Source organism: Duganella sp. LjRoot269 (assembly GCF_964254095.1).
GTDB classification, from domain to species: Bacteria; Pseudomonadota; Gammaproteobacteria; order Burkholderiales; family Burkholderiaceae_D; genus Rugamonas; species Rugamonas hordei.
In genome coordinates, this window is the sequence record NZ_CAXUSL020000001.1 from 4,449,922 (window position 1) to 4,468,466 (window position 18,545).

At 63.0% G+C, this 18,545-nt stretch carries 20 protein-coding genes and 2 tRNA genes; 3 read left to right on the forward strand and 19 right to left on the reverse strand.

Features of this window, described 5'->3' with window-relative positions:
- Positions 1-11: 11 nt before the first annotated feature.
- The 7 genes from ACSQ3S_RS19900 to ACSQ3S_RS19930 all read right to left on the reverse strand — a co-directional run bounded on the left by ACSQ3S_RS19900 (position 12) and on the right by ACSQ3S_RS19930 (position 5,140).
- Positions 12-602 (reverse strand): pilus assembly PilX family protein, encoded by a 591-nt coding sequence (locus ACSQ3S_RS19900; RefSeq protein WP_436143529.1) that lies wholly within the window; start codon positions 600-602, stop codon positions 12-14.
- Positions 599-1,798: a PilW family protein gene (locus ACSQ3S_RS19905; RefSeq protein WP_436143530.1), complete on the reverse strand. Its 1,200-nt coding sequence runs from the start codon at positions 1,796-1,798 to the stop codon at positions 599-601. Before ACSQ3S_RS19905 ends, ACSQ3S_RS19900 begins: the two co-directional genes overlap by 4 nt.
- Before the next feature lies 1 nt (position 1,799).
- Positions 1,800-2,240, reverse strand: coding sequence for a type IV pilus modification PilV family protein (locus tag ACSQ3S_RS19910; RefSeq protein WP_353404466.1), 441 nt, complete (start codon positions 2,238-2,240; stop codon positions 1,800-1,802).
- On the reverse strand, positions 2,237-2,875 hold the full coding sequence (locus tag ACSQ3S_RS19915; protein WP_436143531.1) for a pilus assembly FimT family protein: 639 nt from the start codon (positions 2,873-2,875) through the stop codon (positions 2,237-2,239). Before ACSQ3S_RS19915 ends, ACSQ3S_RS19910 begins: the two co-directional genes overlap by 4 nt.
- Entirely contained in the window at positions 2,860-3,300 is a 441-nt protein-coding gene (locus ACSQ3S_RS19920) for a type IV pilin protein (protein ID WP_176651156.1), read from the reverse strand. The genes ACSQ3S_RS19915 and ACSQ3S_RS19920 overlap by 16 nt, the downstream gene beginning before the upstream one ends.
- 98 nt (positions 3,301-3,398) lie before the next feature.
- Positions 3,399-4,460 (reverse strand): sensor histidine kinase, encoded by a 1,062-nt coding sequence (locus ACSQ3S_RS19925; RefSeq protein ID WP_176651157.1) that lies wholly within the window; start codon positions 4,458-4,460, stop codon positions 3,399-3,401.
- Positions 4,457-5,140 (reverse strand): response regulator transcription factor, encoded by a 684-nt coding sequence (locus tag ACSQ3S_RS19930; protein WP_176651158.1) that lies wholly within the window; start codon positions 5,138-5,140, stop codon positions 4,457-4,459. Before ACSQ3S_RS19930 ends, ACSQ3S_RS19925 begins: the two co-directional genes overlap by 4 nt.
- Positions 5,141-5,368: 228 nt before the next feature.
- On the opposite strand from ACSQ3S_RS19930, the gene ACSQ3S_RS19935 reads away from it, so the two are divergent.
- Positions 5,369-6,178, forward strand: coding sequence for a Crp/Fnr family transcriptional regulator (locus tag ACSQ3S_RS19935; RefSeq protein WP_176651159.1), 810 nt, complete (start codon positions 5,369-5,371; stop codon positions 6,176-6,178).
- Here ACSQ3S_RS19935 and ACSQ3S_RS19940 read toward each other — a convergent pair.
- From ACSQ3S_RS19940 to ACSQ3S_RS19995, 12 genes are all read right to left on the reverse strand, one after another.
- Complete coding sequence (locus ACSQ3S_RS19940; RefSeq protein WP_436143532.1) at positions 6,075-7,652, reverse strand: CHASE3 domain-containing protein; 1,578 nt, start codon at positions 7,650-7,652, stop codon at positions 6,075-6,077. The genes ACSQ3S_RS19935 and ACSQ3S_RS19940 overlap by 104 nt on opposite strands.
- A gap of 121 nt (positions 7,653-7,773) precedes the next feature.
- Positions 7,774-8,406, reverse strand: a complete 633-nt coding sequence (locus tag ACSQ3S_RS19945; protein WP_090313944.1) for a response regulator — start codon at positions 8,404-8,406, stop codon at positions 7,774-7,776.
- 145 nt (positions 8,407-8,551) lie between these two features.
- Positions 8,552-8,968, reverse strand: coding sequence for a MerR family transcriptional regulator (locus ACSQ3S_RS19950; protein WP_176651161.1), 417 nt, complete (start codon positions 8,966-8,968; stop codon positions 8,552-8,554).
- 17 nt (positions 8,969-8,985) lie between these two features.
- Positions 8,986-9,333: an integration host factor subunit alpha gene (locus ACSQ3S_RS19955; protein WP_019919772.1), complete on the reverse strand. Its 348-nt coding sequence runs from the start codon at positions 9,331-9,333 to the stop codon at positions 8,986-8,988.
- A gap of 140 nt (positions 9,334-9,473) precedes the next feature.
- The gene (pheT, locus tag ACSQ3S_RS19960; protein ID WP_436143533.1) at positions 9,474-11,900 is read right to left on the reverse strand and encodes a phenylalanine--tRNA ligase subunit beta; all 2,427 of its coding nucleotides are present in this window, start codon (positions 11,898-11,900) and stop codon (positions 9,474-9,476) included.
- Between the two features lie 116 nt (positions 11,901-12,016).
- Positions 12,017-13,036 (reverse strand): phenylalanine--tRNA ligase subunit alpha, encoded by a 1,020-nt coding sequence (gene pheS, locus ACSQ3S_RS19965; protein WP_436143534.1) that lies wholly within the window; start codon positions 13,034-13,036, stop codon positions 12,017-12,019.
- Positions 13,037-13,137: 101 nt separating this feature from the next.
- Complete coding sequence (gene rplT / locus ACSQ3S_RS19970; RefSeq protein ID WP_090313948.1) at positions 13,138-13,497, reverse strand: 50S ribosomal protein L20; 360 nt, start codon at positions 13,495-13,497, stop codon at positions 13,138-13,140.
- Between the two features lie 23 nt (positions 13,498-13,520).
- Positions 13,521-13,718, reverse strand: a complete 198-nt coding sequence (gene rpmI / locus ACSQ3S_RS19975; protein WP_008449407.1) for a 50S ribosomal protein L35 — start codon at positions 13,716-13,718, stop codon at positions 13,521-13,523.
- 212 nt (positions 13,719-13,930) lie between these two features.
- The gene (infC, locus tag ACSQ3S_RS19980; protein WP_071658961.1) at positions 13,931-14,470 is read right to left on the reverse strand and encodes a translation initiation factor IF-3; all 540 of its coding nucleotides are present in this window, start codon (positions 14,468-14,470) and stop codon (positions 13,931-13,933) included.
- A 20-nt stretch (positions 14,471-14,490) separates the two neighbouring features.
- Positions 14,491-16,398, reverse strand: coding sequence for a threonine--tRNA ligase (gene thrS / locus ACSQ3S_RS19985; protein WP_413449259.1), 1,908 nt, complete (start codon positions 16,396-16,398; stop codon positions 14,491-14,493).
- A gap of 192 nt (positions 16,399-16,590) precedes the next feature.
- Positions 16,591-16,667, reverse strand: a tRNA-Val gene (locus tag ACSQ3S_RS19990).
- 57 nt (positions 16,668-16,724) lie between these two features.
- Positions 16,725-16,801, reverse strand: a tRNA-Val gene (locus tag ACSQ3S_RS19995).
- Positions 16,802-16,952: 151 nt separating this feature from the next.
- On the opposite strand from ACSQ3S_RS19995, the gene ACSQ3S_RS20000 reads away from it, so the two are divergent.
- Both ACSQ3S_RS20000 and ACSQ3S_RS20005 read left to right on the forward strand, forming a co-directional pair.
- Positions 16,953-17,900, forward strand: coding sequence for a cation diffusion facilitator family transporter (locus ACSQ3S_RS20000; protein WP_353404453.1), 948 nt, complete (start codon positions 16,953-16,955; stop codon positions 17,898-17,900).
- Positions 17,893-18,540: a CatA-like O-acetyltransferase gene (locus tag ACSQ3S_RS20005; protein ID WP_436143535.1), complete on the forward strand. Its 648-nt coding sequence runs from the start codon at positions 17,893-17,895 to the stop codon at positions 18,538-18,540. The genes ACSQ3S_RS20000 and ACSQ3S_RS20005 overlap by 8 nt, the downstream gene beginning before the upstream one ends.
- Positions 18,541-18,545 lie beyond the last annotated feature (5 nt).

Consider the following 18,545-nt stretch of genomic DNA (forward strand, 5'->3'; position numbering starts at 1 on the left):
CGTTCCTATGCTTAAAATGGCCCCATCATGACCACCGCCTGCGTCATGACGTTGCCGCCGCGCGGCCCGAAGATACGGGCCGTCACGACATAGTGCAGCTCGGGCTGCCCCTGGTAGACGGGAGCGTCCTGCGCCAGCGTGGTGCCGAGCGCGACCGGCGCGGCCACGCCCTGCTTGGCCGCGGTCAGCATGCAGGTGTTTTGCGGCGTGGTGGAGTTGTAGGGACCGGCGAAATTACACATGCGGTGGATCACATACTCGACCACGTTGCCCGAGTTGTCGGCCGGCAGTTTTTTCGAGCCGGTCCAGAAGCCTGGGCTGCTGACCGTCCAGGTCGGATCGAGCGTGGCCACATAGCCGTCGCCGGGGCTGTTGGCGTTCAACACCGACCTGCTCGGCAAGGTGCTGAGCCACTGGAACGCGCGGTGCACGCCCAGGTCGGCTTCCTTGCTGAGCGCGGAATCGTAGGCCAGATTGGCCACCGTCAGCGTGGTCGAGGTGCTCGAGCGCAGCAGGTAGATGCTGCCGATCAGCATGACGGTCAGCATGATCAGCATCACCGGCAAGGCGATGCCGGCCTGGCGCAGACGGGAACGGATCATGACGGTCTCCATTGCGCGTTGCGGATAGGGACGATGGTTTCAAACACGCGATAGCGATAGCACTTCCAGTCAATGGTGTCGCCGGTGACGGCGACGTTGACCTGCACCGGCACCGCCGCCACGGCGGCCGGCGCGGCCGTGCCGAACACGGTCGGCAGCGTGGCGGTCGACGTGCAGCCGCCCGGACCCGGTTTCTCGACGCTTTTGGCGCGCGCCACCACCGCCAGCCGCACCGCCGCCACGCGCTGGAAGTCGCCCGGATCGCCCACCGTGCCGTCGCTGTCGGCGTCGATCATGGTGCTGCTCCACTGGGTCACCTGCATGCCGTTGCCGGTCGGCGGCAAGGCCGGGTTGTAGTTGGGCAGCACACGGGCGTCGAAGCCGTATTGGGCCTTGATGGAAACGATGTTGTCGATCACCGACACCGGCGCCGTCTCGGCGCCGGCCAGGTCGGTGGCGCGCAGCAGCAGCACGCCGCCGGCCAGCGACCAGGTGTGGAACGACAGCCGTTCCGGCCGGCCCAGGTTGAACACCCGCCCGCCGCCGAGGGCGTAGGCGTTGGGCATGCCGCCGGCCGGGTTGAAGCGCATGGTGGCGCCGGCGGCGATGGTCAGCCAGTCATTCTTCGGCACCGGCAGCGTACCGCTCATTTGCACCACCGAGCAGCGCGAATTGGCCGCCGTGGCCGGTTCCGGCGCGACCAGCAGCACGTCGCCGACGGCAAAGCCGTACGGCGACGCGGTCGAGGTCGGGATCACCACGTCGCCGGCGGTAATCTTGCCGGCGGTTTTCACCGAGCCGACCGCCGCCTCGGAAGTGCCGGTGTACAGCGAGATGCGGTCCGGGTTGGCGCCGTTGGACTGGATCAGCACGGCCGCCAGCGGCGTGCTGGCCACGCCGCCCACGGTCAGCGTATCGAGCGCATAGCCGTTGGCGTCGGTGAAGCTGGTGTTGCAGCCGGCGACCAGCGTGTCGTTCAGGCCCCAGCCGGCCTGGGCGGCGTCGTTGCTCAGCGAGTACAGCGCCAGCATGCCGTTCTGCATGGAGTCGGAGCCGCCCAGCGCGGCGTCGCGGTTGGTTTCGCCGCTGACCACCAGCTTGGTGGCAAACAGCAGGGCCAGCAGGCCGATGACCACGCTGACCATCAGTTCGACCAGCGAGAAGCCGGCGGCGCGGCGGAGGAGAATGGTAGGCATGTCAGGATCCGAAATAGGCGGTGACCAGATGGCGGTTTTCCGCCGTGCCCGCCTTGCGGGTCCAGCGTATCGTGATGTCGACCTGGTTGCTGCGCACCGCCGGCGTGACGACGACGGTGATGATGGCGCCGGGGATCGCGGCCTTGGTTTCCGTCACCCACGGCTGCATGGCGGTGCTGGGCGTGCCGCCGGCGGCCAGCGCATAGCTGGCCACGTTGCCGGAATCGGCGGAGATGGTGCCCAGCAGCTTGTCCGCCGCCAAGGTGGCTTCGGCGCGCAGGCCGGCGTCCGACAGCGCCGAGTAGGCGCGCGCCTGCAGGCCGATGGTGCCGAGCAGGCCGATGCCGAGGATGACGATGGCGATCATCGCCTCCAGCAGGGCGATGCCGCGTTGCAACCGGCCGGCGGCCGGCCGGCGGCGGGGAGTCGGACGCGGCATCATGGCGGACACGCGCGCGAATCGCCGGCGCTCAGCGTCGGATCGCATTTGGACGGCATGCCGGCCAGCGAGATGGCCAGCGCCGCGACGGGAATGTCGTGCGCATAGCTGGCGGCGGGGTCGAGCCGCAGCTGCGTCAGGCGGTTGCCGACGGCGGTGTCGACCCAGCCCAGCGCGGTGTAGTAGACCGAGGTGGCGCCGTCCGGCAGCGTGCTCGGCAGCAGCACCTCGGACGGCGGCAAGGCGGTGGCGGGACGGAACACCGATTTGAAGCCGGCGGCGCCCTGGGGATCGCCGGGGGCCGGAGCGTCGACGGTGGACCAGGTGCCGCTGGTGGTGTTGCACGGCGTGCCCGGCACCGGGAAGCAGATGTCCACCTGCCAGTCGAGCTGGCCGTTGTCCGGATTGACGGTCAGCTGGATGCGGCTGGCGGCGTTGTGCGACACCGCCTGGCGGCGCGCCAGCGCGAAGCCGTCCAGGTAGAACTCGCTGGCGGCGCGGCCCTTGCTGGCCACCAGCCAGCCGCCCATGCTGGGGATGGCGAGCGCCAGCATGATGCCCAGGATGGTCAAGCCGATCATCAGTTCGATCAGCGTGAAGCCGCGCTCCCGCCGCGTCAGTGTTAGTTGGTGGAGCATGAGCCGCCCTTGTGATCGACCCAGCAGCTGGTGCTGGTGCCCCAGCCGGTTGGCGTGGCGGTGGTCGCGCGCGTGCCGTTCTGGTCGATGGTGTAGCTGAAGCCGGCCATCTTGGCCTGGCCGGTGGCGGTCACCGTGTAGGCCGAGGCGCTGGCGTTGCTCAGCGTGTAGGTGAAGTTGGCGCTGGCGGGCGGGAAGCTGAGCGCGCTGTCGAAGCCGACATACGTGCGGCCGTTGGCCCAGAACTGCTCGGCGGCCGGCTGCGCGCCGCCCAGCGCGGTAAACGCCTCGGTCAGGCGGCCGCGTATCACATAGTCGCTGTACAGCGGCAGGGCCACCGCCGTCAGGATACCGACGATGGCGATGGTGATCATCACTTCGATCAGCGTAAAGCCCTTGGTATCGCCAGTGCCCACACGTTTCATCGTCGCTCTCCCGGTTAAATTTCCTTGAGAGCAAGTTTAGACCAGCAAGCTTGCATTTCCCTGAGGAAATGCTGACAAATTCCTGACAAGCGCGAAATTTATGGGAAATGCACGGAAAACAGCGCGCCCCGGCCGCCGGCCGCGTCGCCGATGACCAGCCGGGCGCCGTGGACGGCGGCGATGTCGCGCACGATGGCCAGGCCCAGGCCGCTGCCCTGGGTCTTGTCGTCCAGCCGCACGTAGCGGCTGAACACCTGCTCGCGCCTGGCCGGCGGGATGCCGGGGCCGTTGTCCTCGATCGCCAGCAGGCCGCCCTCGCCCTCCTTGCCGGCCGGCCGGCAGCTGACGGTCACCGCGCCATGCGCCGGCGTGTAGCGGATGGCGTTGTCGATCAGGTTGTCGATCAGGTCGCGCAGCAGGAAGCGGTCGCCGGTGATGGGCGTGGGCTGCAGGTCGAAGCCGATGTCGATCGCCTTCAGCGAGGCCTGGTCGACAAAGGACTGGATCGCCGCCTCGACCAGCCCGTCCAGCCCCAGCGGCTCGAGGCGGGTCTTTTCAAAATGCGAGGGCTCGGCGCGCGCCAGGGCCAGCAGCTGGTTGACCTTGCGCGCCATGCGCTCGGTGGCCGACAGCATCAGCTTGACCGAGTGCGCCGTGTCCGGCTCGGCATGGCGCGCGCCCAGCCATTCGAGCTGGGTCTTCAGGCCGGCCAGCGGCGTGCGCAGCTGGTGCGCGACGTCGGCCAGGAATTCCTGGCGCGCCCGCGCGCCCTCGCCCACCTTGTCCAGCAGGCCGTTGAAGGCCGATACCACCGGCTCCAGCTCGTAGGGAATGTCGACGGCGGCGATCGGCGCCAGGTCGTCGCCGTCGCGCGCGTTGAGGCCGGAGCGCAGCCGGTTCAGCGGCCGCAGCGCGCTGCTGACGGAAAACCACACCAGCCCCACCGAGGCCGCCGTCAGCACCACTTCCAGCAGCACCAGCGCGCGCAGCGTGGCTTGCCGTATCTGGTCGCGCTGCATCGGCGGCCGCTGCTGGCCGCCGGCGTTGACCGCGTCGGCCGGCGCCCAGGCCAGCACGTAGGCCAGCGCGCCGCCGGCCAGGTTGATCAGCAGGATGGGGCCGATCAGCCACTTCAGCAGCCGCAGGCGGATGCTGTTCATGTTCCCGCGCTCGCCGGCGCCAGTTCCAGCATGTAGCCGAAGCCGCGGATGGTGCGGATCGACACGCCGGCGTCGGCGATCTTCAGCCGCAGGCGCGAGATGTAGACTTCCACCGCGTTCAGGGTCAGGTCGTCGCCCCAGGGCAGGATGGCGTCGATGATCTGCTGCTTGGACACCACGCGCGAACCGTGCTGCAACAGGTACTCCAGCACCGCCCACTCGCGCACCGACAGCTCGATGGTCTTGTCGCGCACGCGCGCGCGCTTGGCCGACAGGTCCAGCGCCAGGTCGCCCAGCGCCAGCACCGCCGGCTTGGGCGCGTTGCGCCGCACCAGCGCGCGCAGCCGCGCCACCAGCTCGGCGGTGGCGAAGGGCTTGACCAGGTAGTCGTCGGCGCCCAGCTCCAGCCCGCGCACGCGGTCCTCGACCGCATCGCGCGCCGTCAGCAGCAGCACCGGCACCTGGCTGCCGCGCGCGCGCAGCCGCCGCACCACCTCGAAGCCGTCGATGCCGGGCAGGCCGATGTCGAGCACCACCACCTCGGTCTGCTCGGCGCGCTGCAGCATGGCGTCGGCCTGGCTGCCGTTGCCGACCACCTCCACCGCCATGCCGTGCCCGCTCAAGACCCGGCTCAAACCATCGGCCAGGACGGCGTCGTCTTCCACTACAAGTACGTGCATGTTCTGTGCGCCAGTCGGAATGAATTTGTGCATTATGCACGCGCCCCCACGAGAAAAACAGAGGCCGTGTAGGACCAGGACTACAAAGCGCCATGTTGCAAGCCTACATTTGTGCGTCTGCTCCTCTTATGTTCGCAATCTAACAAAGTCCCTAAAGTTACACCAACACCAATGAACGCACTTGGTGACTTTGTATAGCACGTTGTATAGCAGATTGTGAGGATCAAAATGAACAACACCCAAGTCAACGCAACCGAAAAAAACGCAGCACCGCGCGCCCCGCGCGTGGGCTCGAAAGCATTCAAGGTGGCGTCACGGCCTGTTGTCAGCGTCAGCGGCGCCCAGCAGAACGAATTGCTGGCCGCACTGCCGCGCGAGGTGCTCGAATCGCTGTTTGAACATCTGGAGCTGGTGACGCTTCCTTTCGGCAAGGAACTGTTCGAATTCGGCGGCGCCATGGAATACGTGCATTTCCCCACCACCGCCATCGTGTCCCTGCTGTATGTGATGGAGGACGGCGCCACCACCGAGATCGCCGTGGTCGGCCATGAGGGCGTGGTCGGCGTGTCGCTGTTCGAAGGCGAACGCGCGATGTGCAGCGCCGTGGTCCAGGCCGCCGGCTACGGCTACCGCATGAAGGCCCAGCACCTGCGCGCCGCCTTCAACCAGGGCGGCGCCCTGCCCGCGCTGCTGATGCGCTACAACACCGCGCTGTTCGCGCAGATGGCGCAGAACGCCGTCGGCGGCCGCCACAGCTCGATCGAACAAAAGCTGTGCCGCTGGCTGCTGGACCGCCTGGACCGTTCGCCATCGAACGAGTTGAAGGTCACCCAGGAAATGATTTCCATCATGCTCGGCGTGCGCCGCGAAAGCATCACCGCCGCCGCCGGCAAGCTGCAGGACGAAGGCTTGATCACCTACCGCCGCGGCAACATCACTGTGCTTGATCGGTCAGGCTTGGAGGCGTATGCGGGTGAGTGCTATAAGGTGGCGAAGACGGAGTATGACCGTCTGCTGGTGGATGTAGCACGCTGCTAAGCACGGCGCTGAGGGCGGGCGGCAGCGCCGGGATGGGCGCGGCCGGTTCGCCGTCGGCCGTGGCGCGGCGTTCCTCGCCGGGCGCTTCCCGCGCTCGCAAGGGGATGGCCACTTCGATGCAGGTGCCGGCGTCGTTGCGGCCGCGGCGGATGTTCAGCGTGCCGCCAAGCAGCAAGGCCCGTTCGCGCATGCCCAGCAGTCCGTGCGACATGGGCTTGACGATGGTGTTGGAGGCGATGCCGATACCGTCGTCGATAATGCGCAGCATCAGGCCATCCTGGCTGCGGTTCAGGGTCACCGACACGCGGCTGGCCTTGGCGTACTTGCGGATATTGGTCAGCGATTCCTGGACGATGCGGAACAGCGCGATCGACAGGTCGCCGGAATGGCGTGCCTCGCTTTCGATATCCTCGCCGACGTCGCAGTCGCAGCGCACCTGCGCCAGGCGGCTGAACTCGTTGCAATAGCTCTCGATCGCGGCGCACAGGCCGAGGTTGTCGAGCAGGCTAGGCCGCAGATTTTCCACGATGCGGCGCTTCATCTCGACTGTCTCCACCAGCGTGGCGCGGGCGCGCTTGAGTTGCGCCGCCAGCTCGGGATCGGTCTTGTGCAGCTGCTGGGTGACGGCGGCGATGTCCATGCTGATCGAGGTCAGGTTGGCGCCCATTTCATCGTGCAGTTCGCGCGACAGCCGCACCTTCTCTTCCTCGCTGATGCTGATCAGGTGGCGCGACAGCACCGACAACTGCTCGGTACGCTGTTGGACCTGCGATTCGAGGTTTTCATTGGCGCTCTGCAACGCATGCTCGACCTGCGCGCGGTTGGCGAAACTGCGCCGCACCAGCTGGTAGAACATGACCAGCACGACGATGGCGACGGCGTTGATGCCCATGCCCAGCAACACCGCCTTCTGGTATTCCTGGTAAAACATGGCGCTGCGCGCGGCCATCGTCTCGTTCTGCTCCTGCTCCATGATGACGACCTGCAGGCGGATCTCGTCCATGCTGGCGCGGCCGTCGCTGAGCTTGGCGATCTTGACGATTTCATCCAGCCCGCCCTCGCGGTAGACATCGATGGCCTGGCTCATGATGGTCAGCCGGCGGCGCACCAGCGTGTGCAGCTGCGTCAGGTTGCGCAGTTGCGAAGGATTATCGGCCAGCAGCTTTTCCAGCTCCTTGAACTCGATTTCGGTTTCCGCCAGCGCGGTCTTGGTCGGCCCGAGGTAGGCGTCGCGGCCGGACAGGAAATAGCCGCGCATGCTGCTCTCGGCATCGAGCACCAGCACGTTCAGATATTGCAGGCGATCGGCCACCCGCGCGCTTTGTCCGAGCAGTACCTGCGCGCCGCGCAGTGCTTGCAAGTTGTGGAACAGGCTGAATCCGTTGACGATCAGCAGCAACGCACAGGTCACGCACAAGACGGTCTTGTACAGCGGCAGGCGATGATGCGGCGCTGTTTCGACGGTGAAATACATCCTGACGAGTTTCCTTCACTGGTTAATCCGGGGCGGGGATGCGCCACGTTACCGAATTATAGACCGCTGAGGAAATAGCTGCGCCAGGGGCGCACCTCAATAGTGCGCACCCCTAGGGATATCAATCCAGAAGATTGTTCTTCATGGCGTAATACGTGAGGTCGGAATTCGACTGCATGCCCATTTTTTCCATGATGCGGGTGCGGTAGGTGCTGACGGTCTTGATGCTCAGCGACAGCGCCACGCCGATGTCCGACACGGTGGCGCCGCGCGCCAGCCGCAGGAACACCTGGAACTCGCGGTCCGACAGCTCGGTGTGCAGCGCCGTGTTCGGATCGCGGTCGAAGCTCTGCGCCAGCAGCTCGCCGACGGTCGAGCTGACGTAGCGGCGCCCCTGGTAGACGGTGCGCACGGCGGTGATCAGCTCGTCGGCCTCGCATTCCTTGTTCAGGTAGCCGTTGGCCCCCATCTTGAACAGGTTCAGCGCGTATTGCTGCGCCGGATAGCCGGACAGGATCAGCACCGGCAAATCCGGCTGGCCCTGGCGGATGGTGCGCAAGGTATCGATGCCGCTCTGGTCGGGCATGGCGATATCGAGCAGCAGCACGTCGCAAATCTCGCGGCGGGCGATATCCAGCGCTTCGCGGCCGGTACCGGCCTCCGCCACCACGTCGAAGTCGTCCGACGCGGAAAAAATCTGTTTGAATCCTGCTCTTACTATCTGATGGTCGTCACAAATGGCAACGCGTATCATTGTTTCCCCTCGTCATGTCCGGCTGTCGTGCCTTGGGCCCCGCCGGACTTCACGCCACCGAGTATCAGCGTCGCTGATAAATGAATAATATTGAAAGTATAGCAGCAATCGTTCCGCCGTCCGCAGCCCGCGGCAGCGGTGCGCGCTACTCGGGCTTGAGCAGGCGCAGTATCGACAGCAGTTCGCTGCGTATCATTTCACGGTCCAACGGAGCAGGAACGGCTGCCGGCACCGAACCGTTGACAGCTGAAGCGCCATCATACTCCGCCGCGGCGCCATCGTAGGCACGGCTGTCCAGCTTATTGCGGGCGCCGCTGATGGTGAAGCCCTGTTCATATAGTAATTCGCGGATGCGCCGTATCAGCAGCACTTCATGGTGCTGGTAGTAGCGCCGGTTGCCGCGCCGCTTGACCGGCTTGAGCTGCGTGAACTCCTGCTCCCAGTAGCGCAGCACGTGCGGCTTCACGCCGCACAGCTCGCTCACTTCACCGATCGTGAAATAGCGCTTGGCCGGGATAGGCGGCAGCACAACCAGTTCAGACTTGGCGAGGCGATCGTTCATCACGGCTCATTTCTCACTCAGGCGGCGCGCGCCATCGGATTGCTCTCTTCGACCATGCCCTTGAGTTTTTGGCTGGCATGGAAAGTCACCACGCGGCGCGCCGTGATCGGGATTTCTTCGCCGGTCTTCGGGTTGCGGCCCGGCCGCTGCGGTTTGTCGCGCAGCTGGAAGTTGCCGAAACCAGACAACTTGACGGCCTCGCCGCGCTCGAGCGCATTGCGGATCTCGTCAAAGAAAGTCTCCACCATGTCCTTGGCCTCGCGCTTGTTCAGGCCGACCTGCTCGAACAACAGCTCGGCCAGCTCCGCCTTGGTCAGCGTAGGCAAATCTTTTTCCGCATCCTGGCGTACCTTGGCCACCTGCATGGCCCGATGCAGATCGGCAGCCAATGCGGATTGGAGTACGGCGGAATCAACGTCGTTATTATTAATTTTCCTGCCCTGCCTTATCTAGGAACGAATGAGTCCGGCGTAGGCCGGACTCCCATTGGTCAAAAAATCGAGGTTTAAGCGCGCAGACGGGCACCGTGTTTTTGCTTGGCCGCATCGCCAACGGCGGTCATCACGGCTTCCACCACATCGTCTTGCAGCGTGTTTTGAGTATCTTGCAAGCTAAAGCGGAAAGCAAGCGATTTTTCGTCCGACTCCAGTCCTTTACCACGATATTCATCAAACAAAACAATGGCTTGCACGATCTTGCCTTGTGGATTTGTTTGCACAACTGCATTAAATGCGTCCAGCAAATCCTGTGCCGGAACGTCTTGCTTGACGACCACCGCCAGATCGCGGGTGGCGCCGGGGAACTTGGAGATTTCCACGTATTCTGGCACGGATCGTTGCTGTAAAGCAACCACATCCACCTCGAACACCACCGGCGCATGCGGCAACTCGTATTTCTGCAGCCAGCGCGGATGCAGCTCGCCGATGAAGCCGATGACCTTGCCGTCCAGCAGCACGTGGGCCGAGCGGCCCGGGTGCAGCGCCGGATGCTCCGCCTTGACGAAGCGCAGCGACAGCGGCGCGAACAGGTGCTCCAGGTCCGCCTTCAGGTCGAAGAAGTCGACCGCGCGGCTGTCCTGGCCCCACTGCTCGTCCGCCACGCCGCCGTAGGCCATGGCCGCGACGCGTTTCGGCTGGTGATAGCCGGCCACCGTCAGCGCGCCGTCGGCCACGCTGTCGTCGCGCAGGTAGATGGCGCCGATCTCGAACAGGCGCACGCGGCTGGTCTTGCGGTTCAGGTTGTAGCGCACGTTGGCCACCAGGCTGCCGACCAGGGTCGAGCGCATCACGCTCATCTGGCTGGCGATCGGGTTCTGCAGCCTGATCGGGTTGGCGTTGCCGCCGAAATCCTGCTCCCAGGCCGCGTCCACAAAGCTCATGTTGACCACTTCCTGGAAGCCCAGGTCGGCCAGCTGGTGGCGCACGGCGAACAGCGAGCGGGTGTTTTCCGGCGCGATGATCATGGTGTTGGCGGCCACCGGCGCCACGGTCGGGATGTTCTCGAAACCGTAGACGCGGGCCACTTCCTCGATCAGGTCTTCCTCGATCTCGATGTCGAAGCGGTACGACGGCGCGGTCACCGAGAACACACCGTCCGCCAGCGTGAACGGCAGCGCCAGGCGGGTGAAGATGTCGGCGATGGTCTGGTCGTCCAGCGCCACGCCGATCACTTTTTGCGCGCGGGCGGTGCGCAGCTTGACCGGCTCGCGCTTCGGCAGATTGACGATCTGGTCGTCGACCGGGCCCACCTGGGTGGTCGGCGTGCCGCAGATCTCCAGCAGCAGCGAGGTGATGCGCTCGAGGTGCTCGACCGTGGTCGCATAGTCGACGCCGCGCTCGAAGCGGTGCGCCGCGTCGGTCGAGAAGTTGTACTTGCGGGCGCGGCCCTGGATGGCGTTCGGCCACCAGAACGCCGCTTCCAGGTAGATCGACTCGGTGTCCAGCGAGACGGCGGTGGCGTCGCCGCCCATGATGCCGGCCAGCGATTCGATTTCCTTGTCGTCCGAAATCACGCCCACCCATTCGTCGACGGTGACGGTGTTGCCGTTCAACAGCTTGAGCGTTTCACCGGCCTTGCCCCAGCGCACGTTCAGGCCGCCGTGGATCTTGGCCAGGTCGAACACGTGGCTAGGACGGCCCAGCTCCAGCATCACGTAGTTGGAGATGTCCACCAGCGCCGACACCGAGCGCTGGCCGCTGCGCTCGAGGCGCTGCTTCATCCAGTCCGGCGTGGCGGCCTTGGCGTTCAGGTTGCGGATCACGCGGCCGGAGAAGCGGCCGCACAGGTCCGGCGCCGAGATCTTCACCGGCAACACTTCGGCGCTGTTGACGGCCGCGGTGCGGTACGACGGCGCATGCAGCGGCACGCCGGTCAGCGCCGACACTTCGCGCGCCACGCCCAGCACCGACAGGCAGTCCGCCTTGTTCGGGGTCAGCTTGATGGTGAACTTGAGGTCGTTGAGCGCGTAGTAGTCGCGGAAGTTCTGGCCGACCGGGGCGTCGTCCGGCAGCTCCAGCAGGCCGCTGCCCTCTTCCGACAATTTCAGTTCCTTGGCCGAGCACAGCATGCCCTGCGACTCGACGCCGCGCAGCTGGCCAACCTTGATTTCAAACGGCCTGCCGTCGGCGCCGGGCGGCAGCATGGCGCCGGCCATCGCGCAGACGACTTTCAGGCCCGGGCGCACGTTGGGCGCGCCGCAGACGATGTTGAGCAAGGTGCCGGTGCCGACATCGACCTGGCACACGTTCAGGCGGTCCGCGTTCGGGTGCTTGGCCATTTCGCGCACGAGGCCGACCACCACGTTGGAGAACGGCGGCGCCACGGCTTCGACTTCTTCCACTTCCAGGCCTGACATCGTCAACAGATGGGCCAGCTCATCCGAAGTCATCTTCGGATCGACCATGGTACGGAGCCAGTTTTCGGAGAATTGCATAATCAAACTTTCTAGTCAGTTATCGCGTCGTCCCCGTGAAAGCGGGGATCCATGCTGAAGCGGCTTGGCCGGCGTTCCATGGATTCCCGCCCGCGCGGGAATGACGTCATCCGTATTTAATTGAACTGCTTCAGGAAGCGCAGGTCGCCCTCGTAGAACAGGCGCAGGTCGCCGACCCCGTAGCGCAGCATCGTCAGGCGCTCCAGGCCGGAGCCGAACGCGAAGCCGATGTACTTTTCCGGATCCAGGCCGAAGTTGCGCACCACCGACGGGTGTACCTGGCCCGAGCCGGAAATCTCCAGCCAGCGGCCCTTCAGCGGACCGGAACCGAAGGCGATGTCGATCTCCGCCGACGGCTCGGTAAACGGGAAATACGACGGACGGAAACGCACCTGCAGGTCGTCGGTCTCGAAGAAGGCCTTGACGAAGTTCAGGTACACGCCCTTCAGGTCGGCAAAGCTGATGTTCTCGGCGATCCACAGGCCCTCGACCTGGTGGAACATCGGCGAGTGGGTGGCGTCGCTGTCGACGCGATAGGTGCGGCCCGGCGCGATGACCTTGATCGGCGGCGTGTGGCTGCGGGCGTAGCGCACCTGCATCGGGCTGGTGTGCGTGCGCAGCAGCAGCGGCTTGCCTTCGCTGTCGTTGCCTTCGATGTAGAAGGTGTCCTGCATCGAGCGGGCCGGATGGTTTTCCGGGCTGTTGAGCGCGGTGAAATTGGTCCAGTCGTTTTCGATCTCGGGGCCGTCGGCCACGTCGAAACCGATGGAGCGGAAGATCTCCTCGACCCGCTCCCAGGTGCGCATCACCGGGTGGATGCCGCCGCCGGCGCGGCCGCGGCCAGGCAGCGAGACATCGATGGCCTCGGCGTTCAAACGGGTTTGCATCTGGGCGTCGGCCAGCGCGTCGCGCCGGGCCGTCAGCGCCGCTTCAATCCGCCCTTTGGCAGCATTGATCAGGGCGCCCTGCGCCTTGCGTGCTTCGGGGTCGAGCTTGCCCAACCCCTTCATCAATTCGGTGATCTGGCCGGTCTTGCCCAGATATTTGGCTTTGGCATTTTCCAGTGCGGCGGCGTCATCTTTGACCGCGTCGAAATCCTGCACTGCTGAGGCGACGAGTTGTTCCAGGGAGTCCATGCGTTTTTCTTATCCTCAATCAAAAACGGGGCACAGGTATATACCTTTGCCCCGTTCTCTGCGCAACCCCCGCAGGGATTGCGATCCCAAATCAATGCGTATTAAGCAGCGATTTTTGCTTTCACAGCGTTGACAATCGCGGCGAAGGCCGGCTTGTCCATCACTGCCATATCGGCCAGGACTTTACGGTCCAGTTCGATCGAAGCTTTCTTCAGACCATTCATGAAGACGCTGTAGGTAACGCCATGCTCACGGGAAGCGGCGTTGATACGAGCGATCCACAGACGGCGGAAGACGCGCTTCTTGTTACGACGGTCGCGGTAGGCGTATTGGCCAGCGCGCATGACTGCTTGCTTGGCAACACGGTAAACCTTGCTGCGACGACCGCGGTAACCCTTGGCCAGGTTTAATACTTTTTTATGACGGGCACGAGCTGTAACCCCACGTTTTACTCTAGGCATAGTAACTCCTTAAAAGTGTGAGATTAAGCGGTTGGCATCATGCGCATGACGGACGTGACATCCGATGCGTTGATGTTACGGGTGCCGCGCAGCTGACGTTTGTTTTTGGTGGTTTTCTTGGTCAGAATGTGGCGCTTGAACGCCATACCCGACTTAACAGTACCACCTGGACGCACGCGAAAACGTTTTTTCGCGGAGCTTTTGGTTTTCATTTTTGGCATAGCAATCTACCCTCTTGGGTAGCTCCATATCAAACAGGATTGCAGGTGGCAACACTACGCTGCGCTTAGATGCCTGCTTTCACTTGTTTTTGCAGCAGATGCGAGTCCACTACATTTACAACAGCCGGCAATTATAGACCAGTTGCTGCAATTCTGCACCACAAATTATAAGGGGCGCCTCGGCGCCCCTTATGCTTGCATTTACGGCAAGATTACTTCTTTTTCTTAGGCGAAAGGACCATGATCATCTGGCGGCCTTCCATCTTCGGGAACTGCTCGACCTGGCCGTACGGCTCCAGATCGGCCTTCAGGCGTTCCAGCATACGGAAGCCAATATCCTGGTGCGCCATTTCACGGCCGCGGAAACGCAGCGTGATCTTGGTTTTGTCACCCTCATCGAGGAACTTGATGAGGTTGCGCAGCTTGATATTGTAGTCGCCGTCATCGGTGCCCGGGCGGAATTTGACTTCCTTCACGGCGATGATTTTCTGCTTCAATTTCGCTTCGTGAGCCTTCTTCTGCTCCGAATACTTGAATTTGCCGTAGTCCATCAAACGGCAGACCGGCGGAACCGCGGTAGGCGCGATCTCAACCAGGTCGACGTTTGCTTCTTCCGCCAGGCGGAAGGCTTCGGCCAAACTCACGATACCGAGAGGCTCGTTATCGACCCCACTTAAACGCATTTCAGGGGCAGTGATTTCGCCATTGATGCGATGCGACTTGTCAGTAGCTATGGTGATTCCTTTTAAAATCTAATGAAAGGCCAGTGCGATCAGGCTTTGTTGGCGACGTCTTGCTGGAGTCGCTCGATCAGGGCATCGACGGACATGACGCCCAGATCGACATTGCCCCGCGCCCGCACGGCCACGGTGTTGGCATCCCGCTCTTTATCGCCGACTACAAGGATGTAGGGCAGTTTTTGGACGGAATGTTCGCGTATTTTATAGGTTATTTTCTCGTTGCGCAAATCGGTCTGTACACGGAACCCGCTGCGGCGCAGCTTTTCAGCCACTTGCGCCACATATTCGGCCTGCGCATCGGAGATGTTCAGCACCGACACCTGCACCGGCGCCAGCCACATCGGCAGCGCGCCCGCGTAGTTCTCGATCAGGATGCCGATGAAGCGCTCCATCGAACCGACGATCGCGCGGTGCAGCATGACCGGCACCTGGCGGCTGTTGTCGGCCGCCACGTATTCGGCGCCCAGGCGCTCCGGCATGAAGAAGTCGACCTGCATGGTGCCGACCTGCCATGGGCGGCCCAGCGAATCCTTCAGGTGGTACTCGATCTTCGGACCGTAGAACGCGCCCTCGCCCGGCAATTCGGTCCAGCTCACGCCGCAGGCACGCAGGCCCGAACGCAGCGCGTCCTCGGCCTCGTCCCAGACTTCGTCGGTGCCGATGCGGTTGTCCGGACGCAGCGCCAGCTTGACTTCGATGTTGGTGAAGTCGAAGTCCTTGTAGACTTCCATCGCCTGCGTGTGGAACGACACGACTTCCGGCTCGATCTGCTCTTCGGTGCAGAAGATGTGGCCGTCGTCCTGGGTGAAGCCGCGCACGCGCATGATGCCGTGCAGCGCGCCCGAAGGCTCGTTGCGGTGGCACTGGCCGAACTCGCCGTAGCGCAGCGGCAGGTCGCGGTAGCTGCGCATATTGCTGTTGAAGATCTGCACGTGGCCCGGGCAGTTCATCGGCTTCAGCGCGTAGGAACGGTTTTCCGATTCCGTCACGAACATGTTTTCGCGGTAGTTGTCCCAGTGGCCGGTCTTGCCCCACAGGCTGGAGTCCAGGATCTGCGGCGCCTTGACTTCCTGGTAGCCGTTGACCTGGTACTTGTTGCGCATGTACTGCTCAACCTGCTGCCAGATGGTCCAGCCCTTCGGATGCCAGAACACCAGGCCCGGCGCCTCGTCCTGGAAGTGGAAGAAGTCCAGCTGCTTGCCCAGCTTGCGGTGGTCGCGTTTTTCCGCCTCTTCCAGCTGGAACAGGTACTGTTCCTGGTCTTCTTTCTTGGTCCAGGCGGTGCCGTAGACGCGCTGCAGCATCTCGTTCTTGCTGTCGCCGCGCCAGTAGGCGCCGGCCAGCTTCATCAGCTTGAATACTTTCAGCTTGCCGGTCGACGGCACGTGCGGGCCACGGCACAGGTCGGTGAAGCTGCCTTCGGTGTACAGCGAGACGTCCTGGTCGGCGGGAATCGACGAGATGATCTCGGCCTTGTAGGCTTCGCCGATGGACTTGAAGTAGGCCACGGCCTCGTCGCGCGGCAGCACCTTGCGGGTGACCGGCTCATCCTTCTTGGCCAGCTCGGTCATTTTCTTTTCGATGGCGACCAGGTCGTCGGGCGTGAATGGACGCTTGTATGAGAAGTCGTAGTAGAAGCCGTTTTCGATGACCGGACCGATGGTCACCTGCGCGTCGGGGAACAGCTCCTTGACGGCGTAGGCCAGCAAGTGGGCGGTCGAATGACGGATCACATCCAGGCCTTCGGGATCCTTGTCGGTGATGATGGCCAGATCGGAATCTTTCTCGATCAGGAAAGAGGTATCCACCACTTTGCCGTCGACCTTGCCGGCCAGGGCAGCCTTGCCCAGGCTGGTGGCGATGCTGGACGCCACTTGAGCAACGGTGACTGGGCCGTCGAATTCACGGGCAGAACCATCAGGAAGGCGAACTGAAAGCATAACGATCTCCATTTCGGCACTCAGGCCAGGTGTAGAACAAACAATAAAAAACGCGGACGAAAAAAAACGCGGGCTAGCCGCGTTTTCTCTTTTTTTGAGCAAAAAGAATCCCGATCGACTAGCGTCACTCCCAAAGCTTGGTAGTAGTTCGCGGTGTCATAACCGGATTGCCTTTCTCGCTCTTACATGTTCTGGTGGGCGGTGCAGAATTCGAATCTGCGACCCCTTGGATGTCGACCAAGTATTCTAACCAGCTGAACTAACCGCCCGGGGGTACTACTCATTACTGCTAATTTTACTGCTTTTTACTACTGTGCTGCGTAATCTGGTGGGCGGTGCAGAATTCGAATCTGCGACCCCTTGGATGTCGACCAAGTATTCTAACCAGCTGAACTAACCGCCCGAAGACCAGCATTATAGAGAGCGTCCCGAAGAAAAACAAGGGCATTCATAGGAAACATTTACAGAATGCACTATGAAGTTACTGTGAGATGCCATACGCGGGTCATCCGCATCCATTAAACTACGGGTATTCCCACTCGAACAAGAAGCCCATGCAAGCCGAAACCCGCGCCAACACTGGCGTAGAACTACCGCCCTCGCCTTCCGCCCACCTGCACGAGCACCGCGACGGCGACGCCAAGCACGTCCATTTTAACGAGCAGCGCAGCCAGTCGGTGCTGGCGTGGTCGCTGGCGCTGACGCTGGGATTTGCCGTGGTGGAGGTGGTGACCGGCTTCATGTCCAACTCGCTGGCGCTGATTTCCGACGCCGGCCACATGGTCACCGACGCCGCCGCGCTGGGCCTGGCCCTGCTGGCGCAACTGATCGCCAAGCGGCCGCCGTCGGCGCGCCACTCGTTCGGCTTCGGCCGCGCCGAGGCGCTGGCGGCCTTCGTCAACAGCCTGGCGCTGCTGTTGCTGGTGGGCTGGATTGTTTATGAAGCGGTGCACCGCTTCTCTCAGCCTCAGGAAGTGCAAGGCGGCACCGTGTTCGTGGTGGCCTTGATCGGGCTGCTCATCAACGTAGTGCTGGCCTACATTCTTTCGCGCGGCGACAGCAATATGAATACCCGTGCCGCGCTGGTCAACGTCATCGGCGACTTGCTGGGTTCGGTGGCCGCGCTGATCGCAGGCGCCGTCATCTATTACACCGGCTGGATGCAGATCGACCCGCTGCTGTCGCTGTTTGTCGCGCTGCTGATATTGAAATCCACCGTCGACGTGCTGCGCGAGTCATACCACTTCCTGATGGAGGGCGTGCCGGATCAGATCGATTACCTGAAGGTGGGCGCGGACCTGGAGCAAGTGGCAGGCGTTCGTTCGGTGCATGACCTGCACGTCTGGGACATGTCGCCGGGCCAGCCGGCCCTGATCGGCCACGTCGAAATCACCGACCTCGCGCGCTGGCCCGATATCCTGCATGCCATCAAAACCATGCTGCTGGAAAAGCATGGCATCGACCACATTACCCTACAAGCAGAAGTCACTCACGATGCATAATTTCGAAAAACGCCGCGACCGATACAATGCCTTTGCCTCATTTGAAAACCCGCTGGTCAACCTGAGTTTCGAACTGACCGTGCCGGACTTCCGGCCCTACTGCAAGGAACACAAGCTGGCGCCGTTCCACTTCTTCCTGTACTGCGTGCTGCATGCATTAAAGGGAATCGACAACTTCATGTACCGCATCCTGGATGGCGAGGTCATCAAGATCGACGATTTCATGGCCTCGTACACGGTGCTTAACCAGGACAAGAACCTGAACTTCGCACGCTTCTCGATGTCGCCGGACTTGCACGAATTCGTCGCCCGCAGCGTGGCGGCGAAAAGGATCGCCGAGGCCAGCGACGTGCTGATCAACACTACCGAAGCACTGAGTCCGCTCGACAAGAAGCGCAACATCCACATCACCTGCACGCCGTGGTTGAAACTGGTGGCGATCGAACATCCTATCTACCACCACAAGAGCTACGACATCCCATCGCTGGCGTGGGGACGCTTCAGCGATCCGCGCGCTGACGGCAAGCTGGAGATGAATATGTCGGTGCTGGCCCACCACGGCTTCGTCGACGGCTACCACGTGCATTTGCTGGCCGAAGCCATCGCCGCGCAAGTGGCGGAAGCGATGCAGCCGCGCTGAAGCAA

Bases quoted from the DNA above. Each gene is read 5' to 3' on its own strand.
- ACSQ3S_RS19900 (WP_436143529.1), bottom strand. From the start codon at position 602: ATGATCCGTTCCCGTCTGCGCCAGGCCGGCATCGCCTTGCCGGTGATG.
- ACSQ3S_RS19905 (WP_436143530.1), bottom strand. From the start codon at position 1,798: ATGCCTACCATTCTCCTCCGCCGCGCCGCCGGCTTCTCGCTGGTCGAA.
- ACSQ3S_RS19910 (WP_353404466.1), bottom strand. From the start codon at position 2,240: ATGATGCCGCGTCCGACTCCCCGCCGCCGGCCGGCCGCCGGCCGGTTG.
- ACSQ3S_RS19915 (WP_436143531.1), bottom strand. From the start codon at position 2,875: ATGCTCCACCAACTAACACTGACGCGGCGGGAGCGCGGCTTCACGCTG.
- ACSQ3S_RS19920 (WP_176651156.1), bottom strand. From the start codon at position 3,300: ATGAAACGTGTGGGCACTGGCGATACCAAGGGCTTTACGCTGATCGAA.
- ACSQ3S_RS19925 (WP_176651157.1), bottom strand. From the start codon at position 4,460: ATGAACAGCATCCGCCTGCGGCTGCTGAAGTGGCTGATCGGCCCCATC.
- ACSQ3S_RS19930 (WP_176651158.1), bottom strand. From the start codon at position 5,140: ATGCACGTACTTGTAGTGGAAGACGACGCCGTCCTGGCCGATGGTTTG.
- ACSQ3S_RS19935 (WP_176651159.1), top strand. From the start codon at position 5,369: ATGAACAACACCCAAGTCAACGCAACCGAAAAAAACGCAGCACCGCGC.
- ACSQ3S_RS19940 (WP_436143532.1), bottom strand. From the start codon at position 7,652: ATGTATTTCACCGTCGAAACAGCGCCGCATCATCGCCTGCCGCTGTAC.
- ACSQ3S_RS19945 (WP_090313944.1), bottom strand. From the start codon at position 8,406: ATGATACGCGTTGCCATTTGTGACGACCATCAGATAGTAAGAGCAGGA.
- ACSQ3S_RS19950 (WP_176651161.1), bottom strand. From the start codon at position 8,968: ATGAACGATCGCCTCGCCAAGTCTGAACTGGTTGTGCTGCCGCCTATC.
- ACSQ3S_RS19955 (WP_019919772.1), bottom strand. From the start codon at position 9,333: ATGCAGGTGGCCAAGGTACGCCAGGATGCGGAAAAAGATTTGCCTACG.
- pheT (WP_436143533.1), bottom strand. From the start codon at position 11,900: ATGCAATTCTCCGAAAACTGGCTCCGTACCATGGTCGATCCGAAGATG.
- pheS (WP_436143534.1), bottom strand. From the start codon at position 13,036: ATGGACTCCCTGGAACAACTCGTCGCCTCAGCAGTGCAGGATTTCGAC.
- rplT (WP_090313948.1), bottom strand. From the start codon at position 13,497: ATGCCTAGAGTAAAACGTGGGGTTACAGCTCGTGCCCGTCATAAAAAA.
- rpmI (WP_008449407.1), bottom strand. From the start codon at position 13,718: ATGCCAAAAATGAAAACCAAAAGCTCCGCGAAAAAACGTTTTCGCGTG.
- thrS (WP_413449259.1), bottom strand. From the start codon at position 16,398: ATGCTTTCAGTTCGCCTTCCTGATGGTTCTGCCCGTGAATTCGACGGC.
- ACSQ3S_RS20000 (WP_353404453.1), top strand. From the start codon at position 16,953: ATGCAAGCCGAAACCCGCGCCAACACTGGCGTAGAACTACCGCCCTCG.
- ACSQ3S_RS20005 (WP_436143535.1), top strand. From the start codon at position 17,893: ATGCATAATTTCGAAAAACGCCGCGACCGATACAATGCCTTTGCCTCA.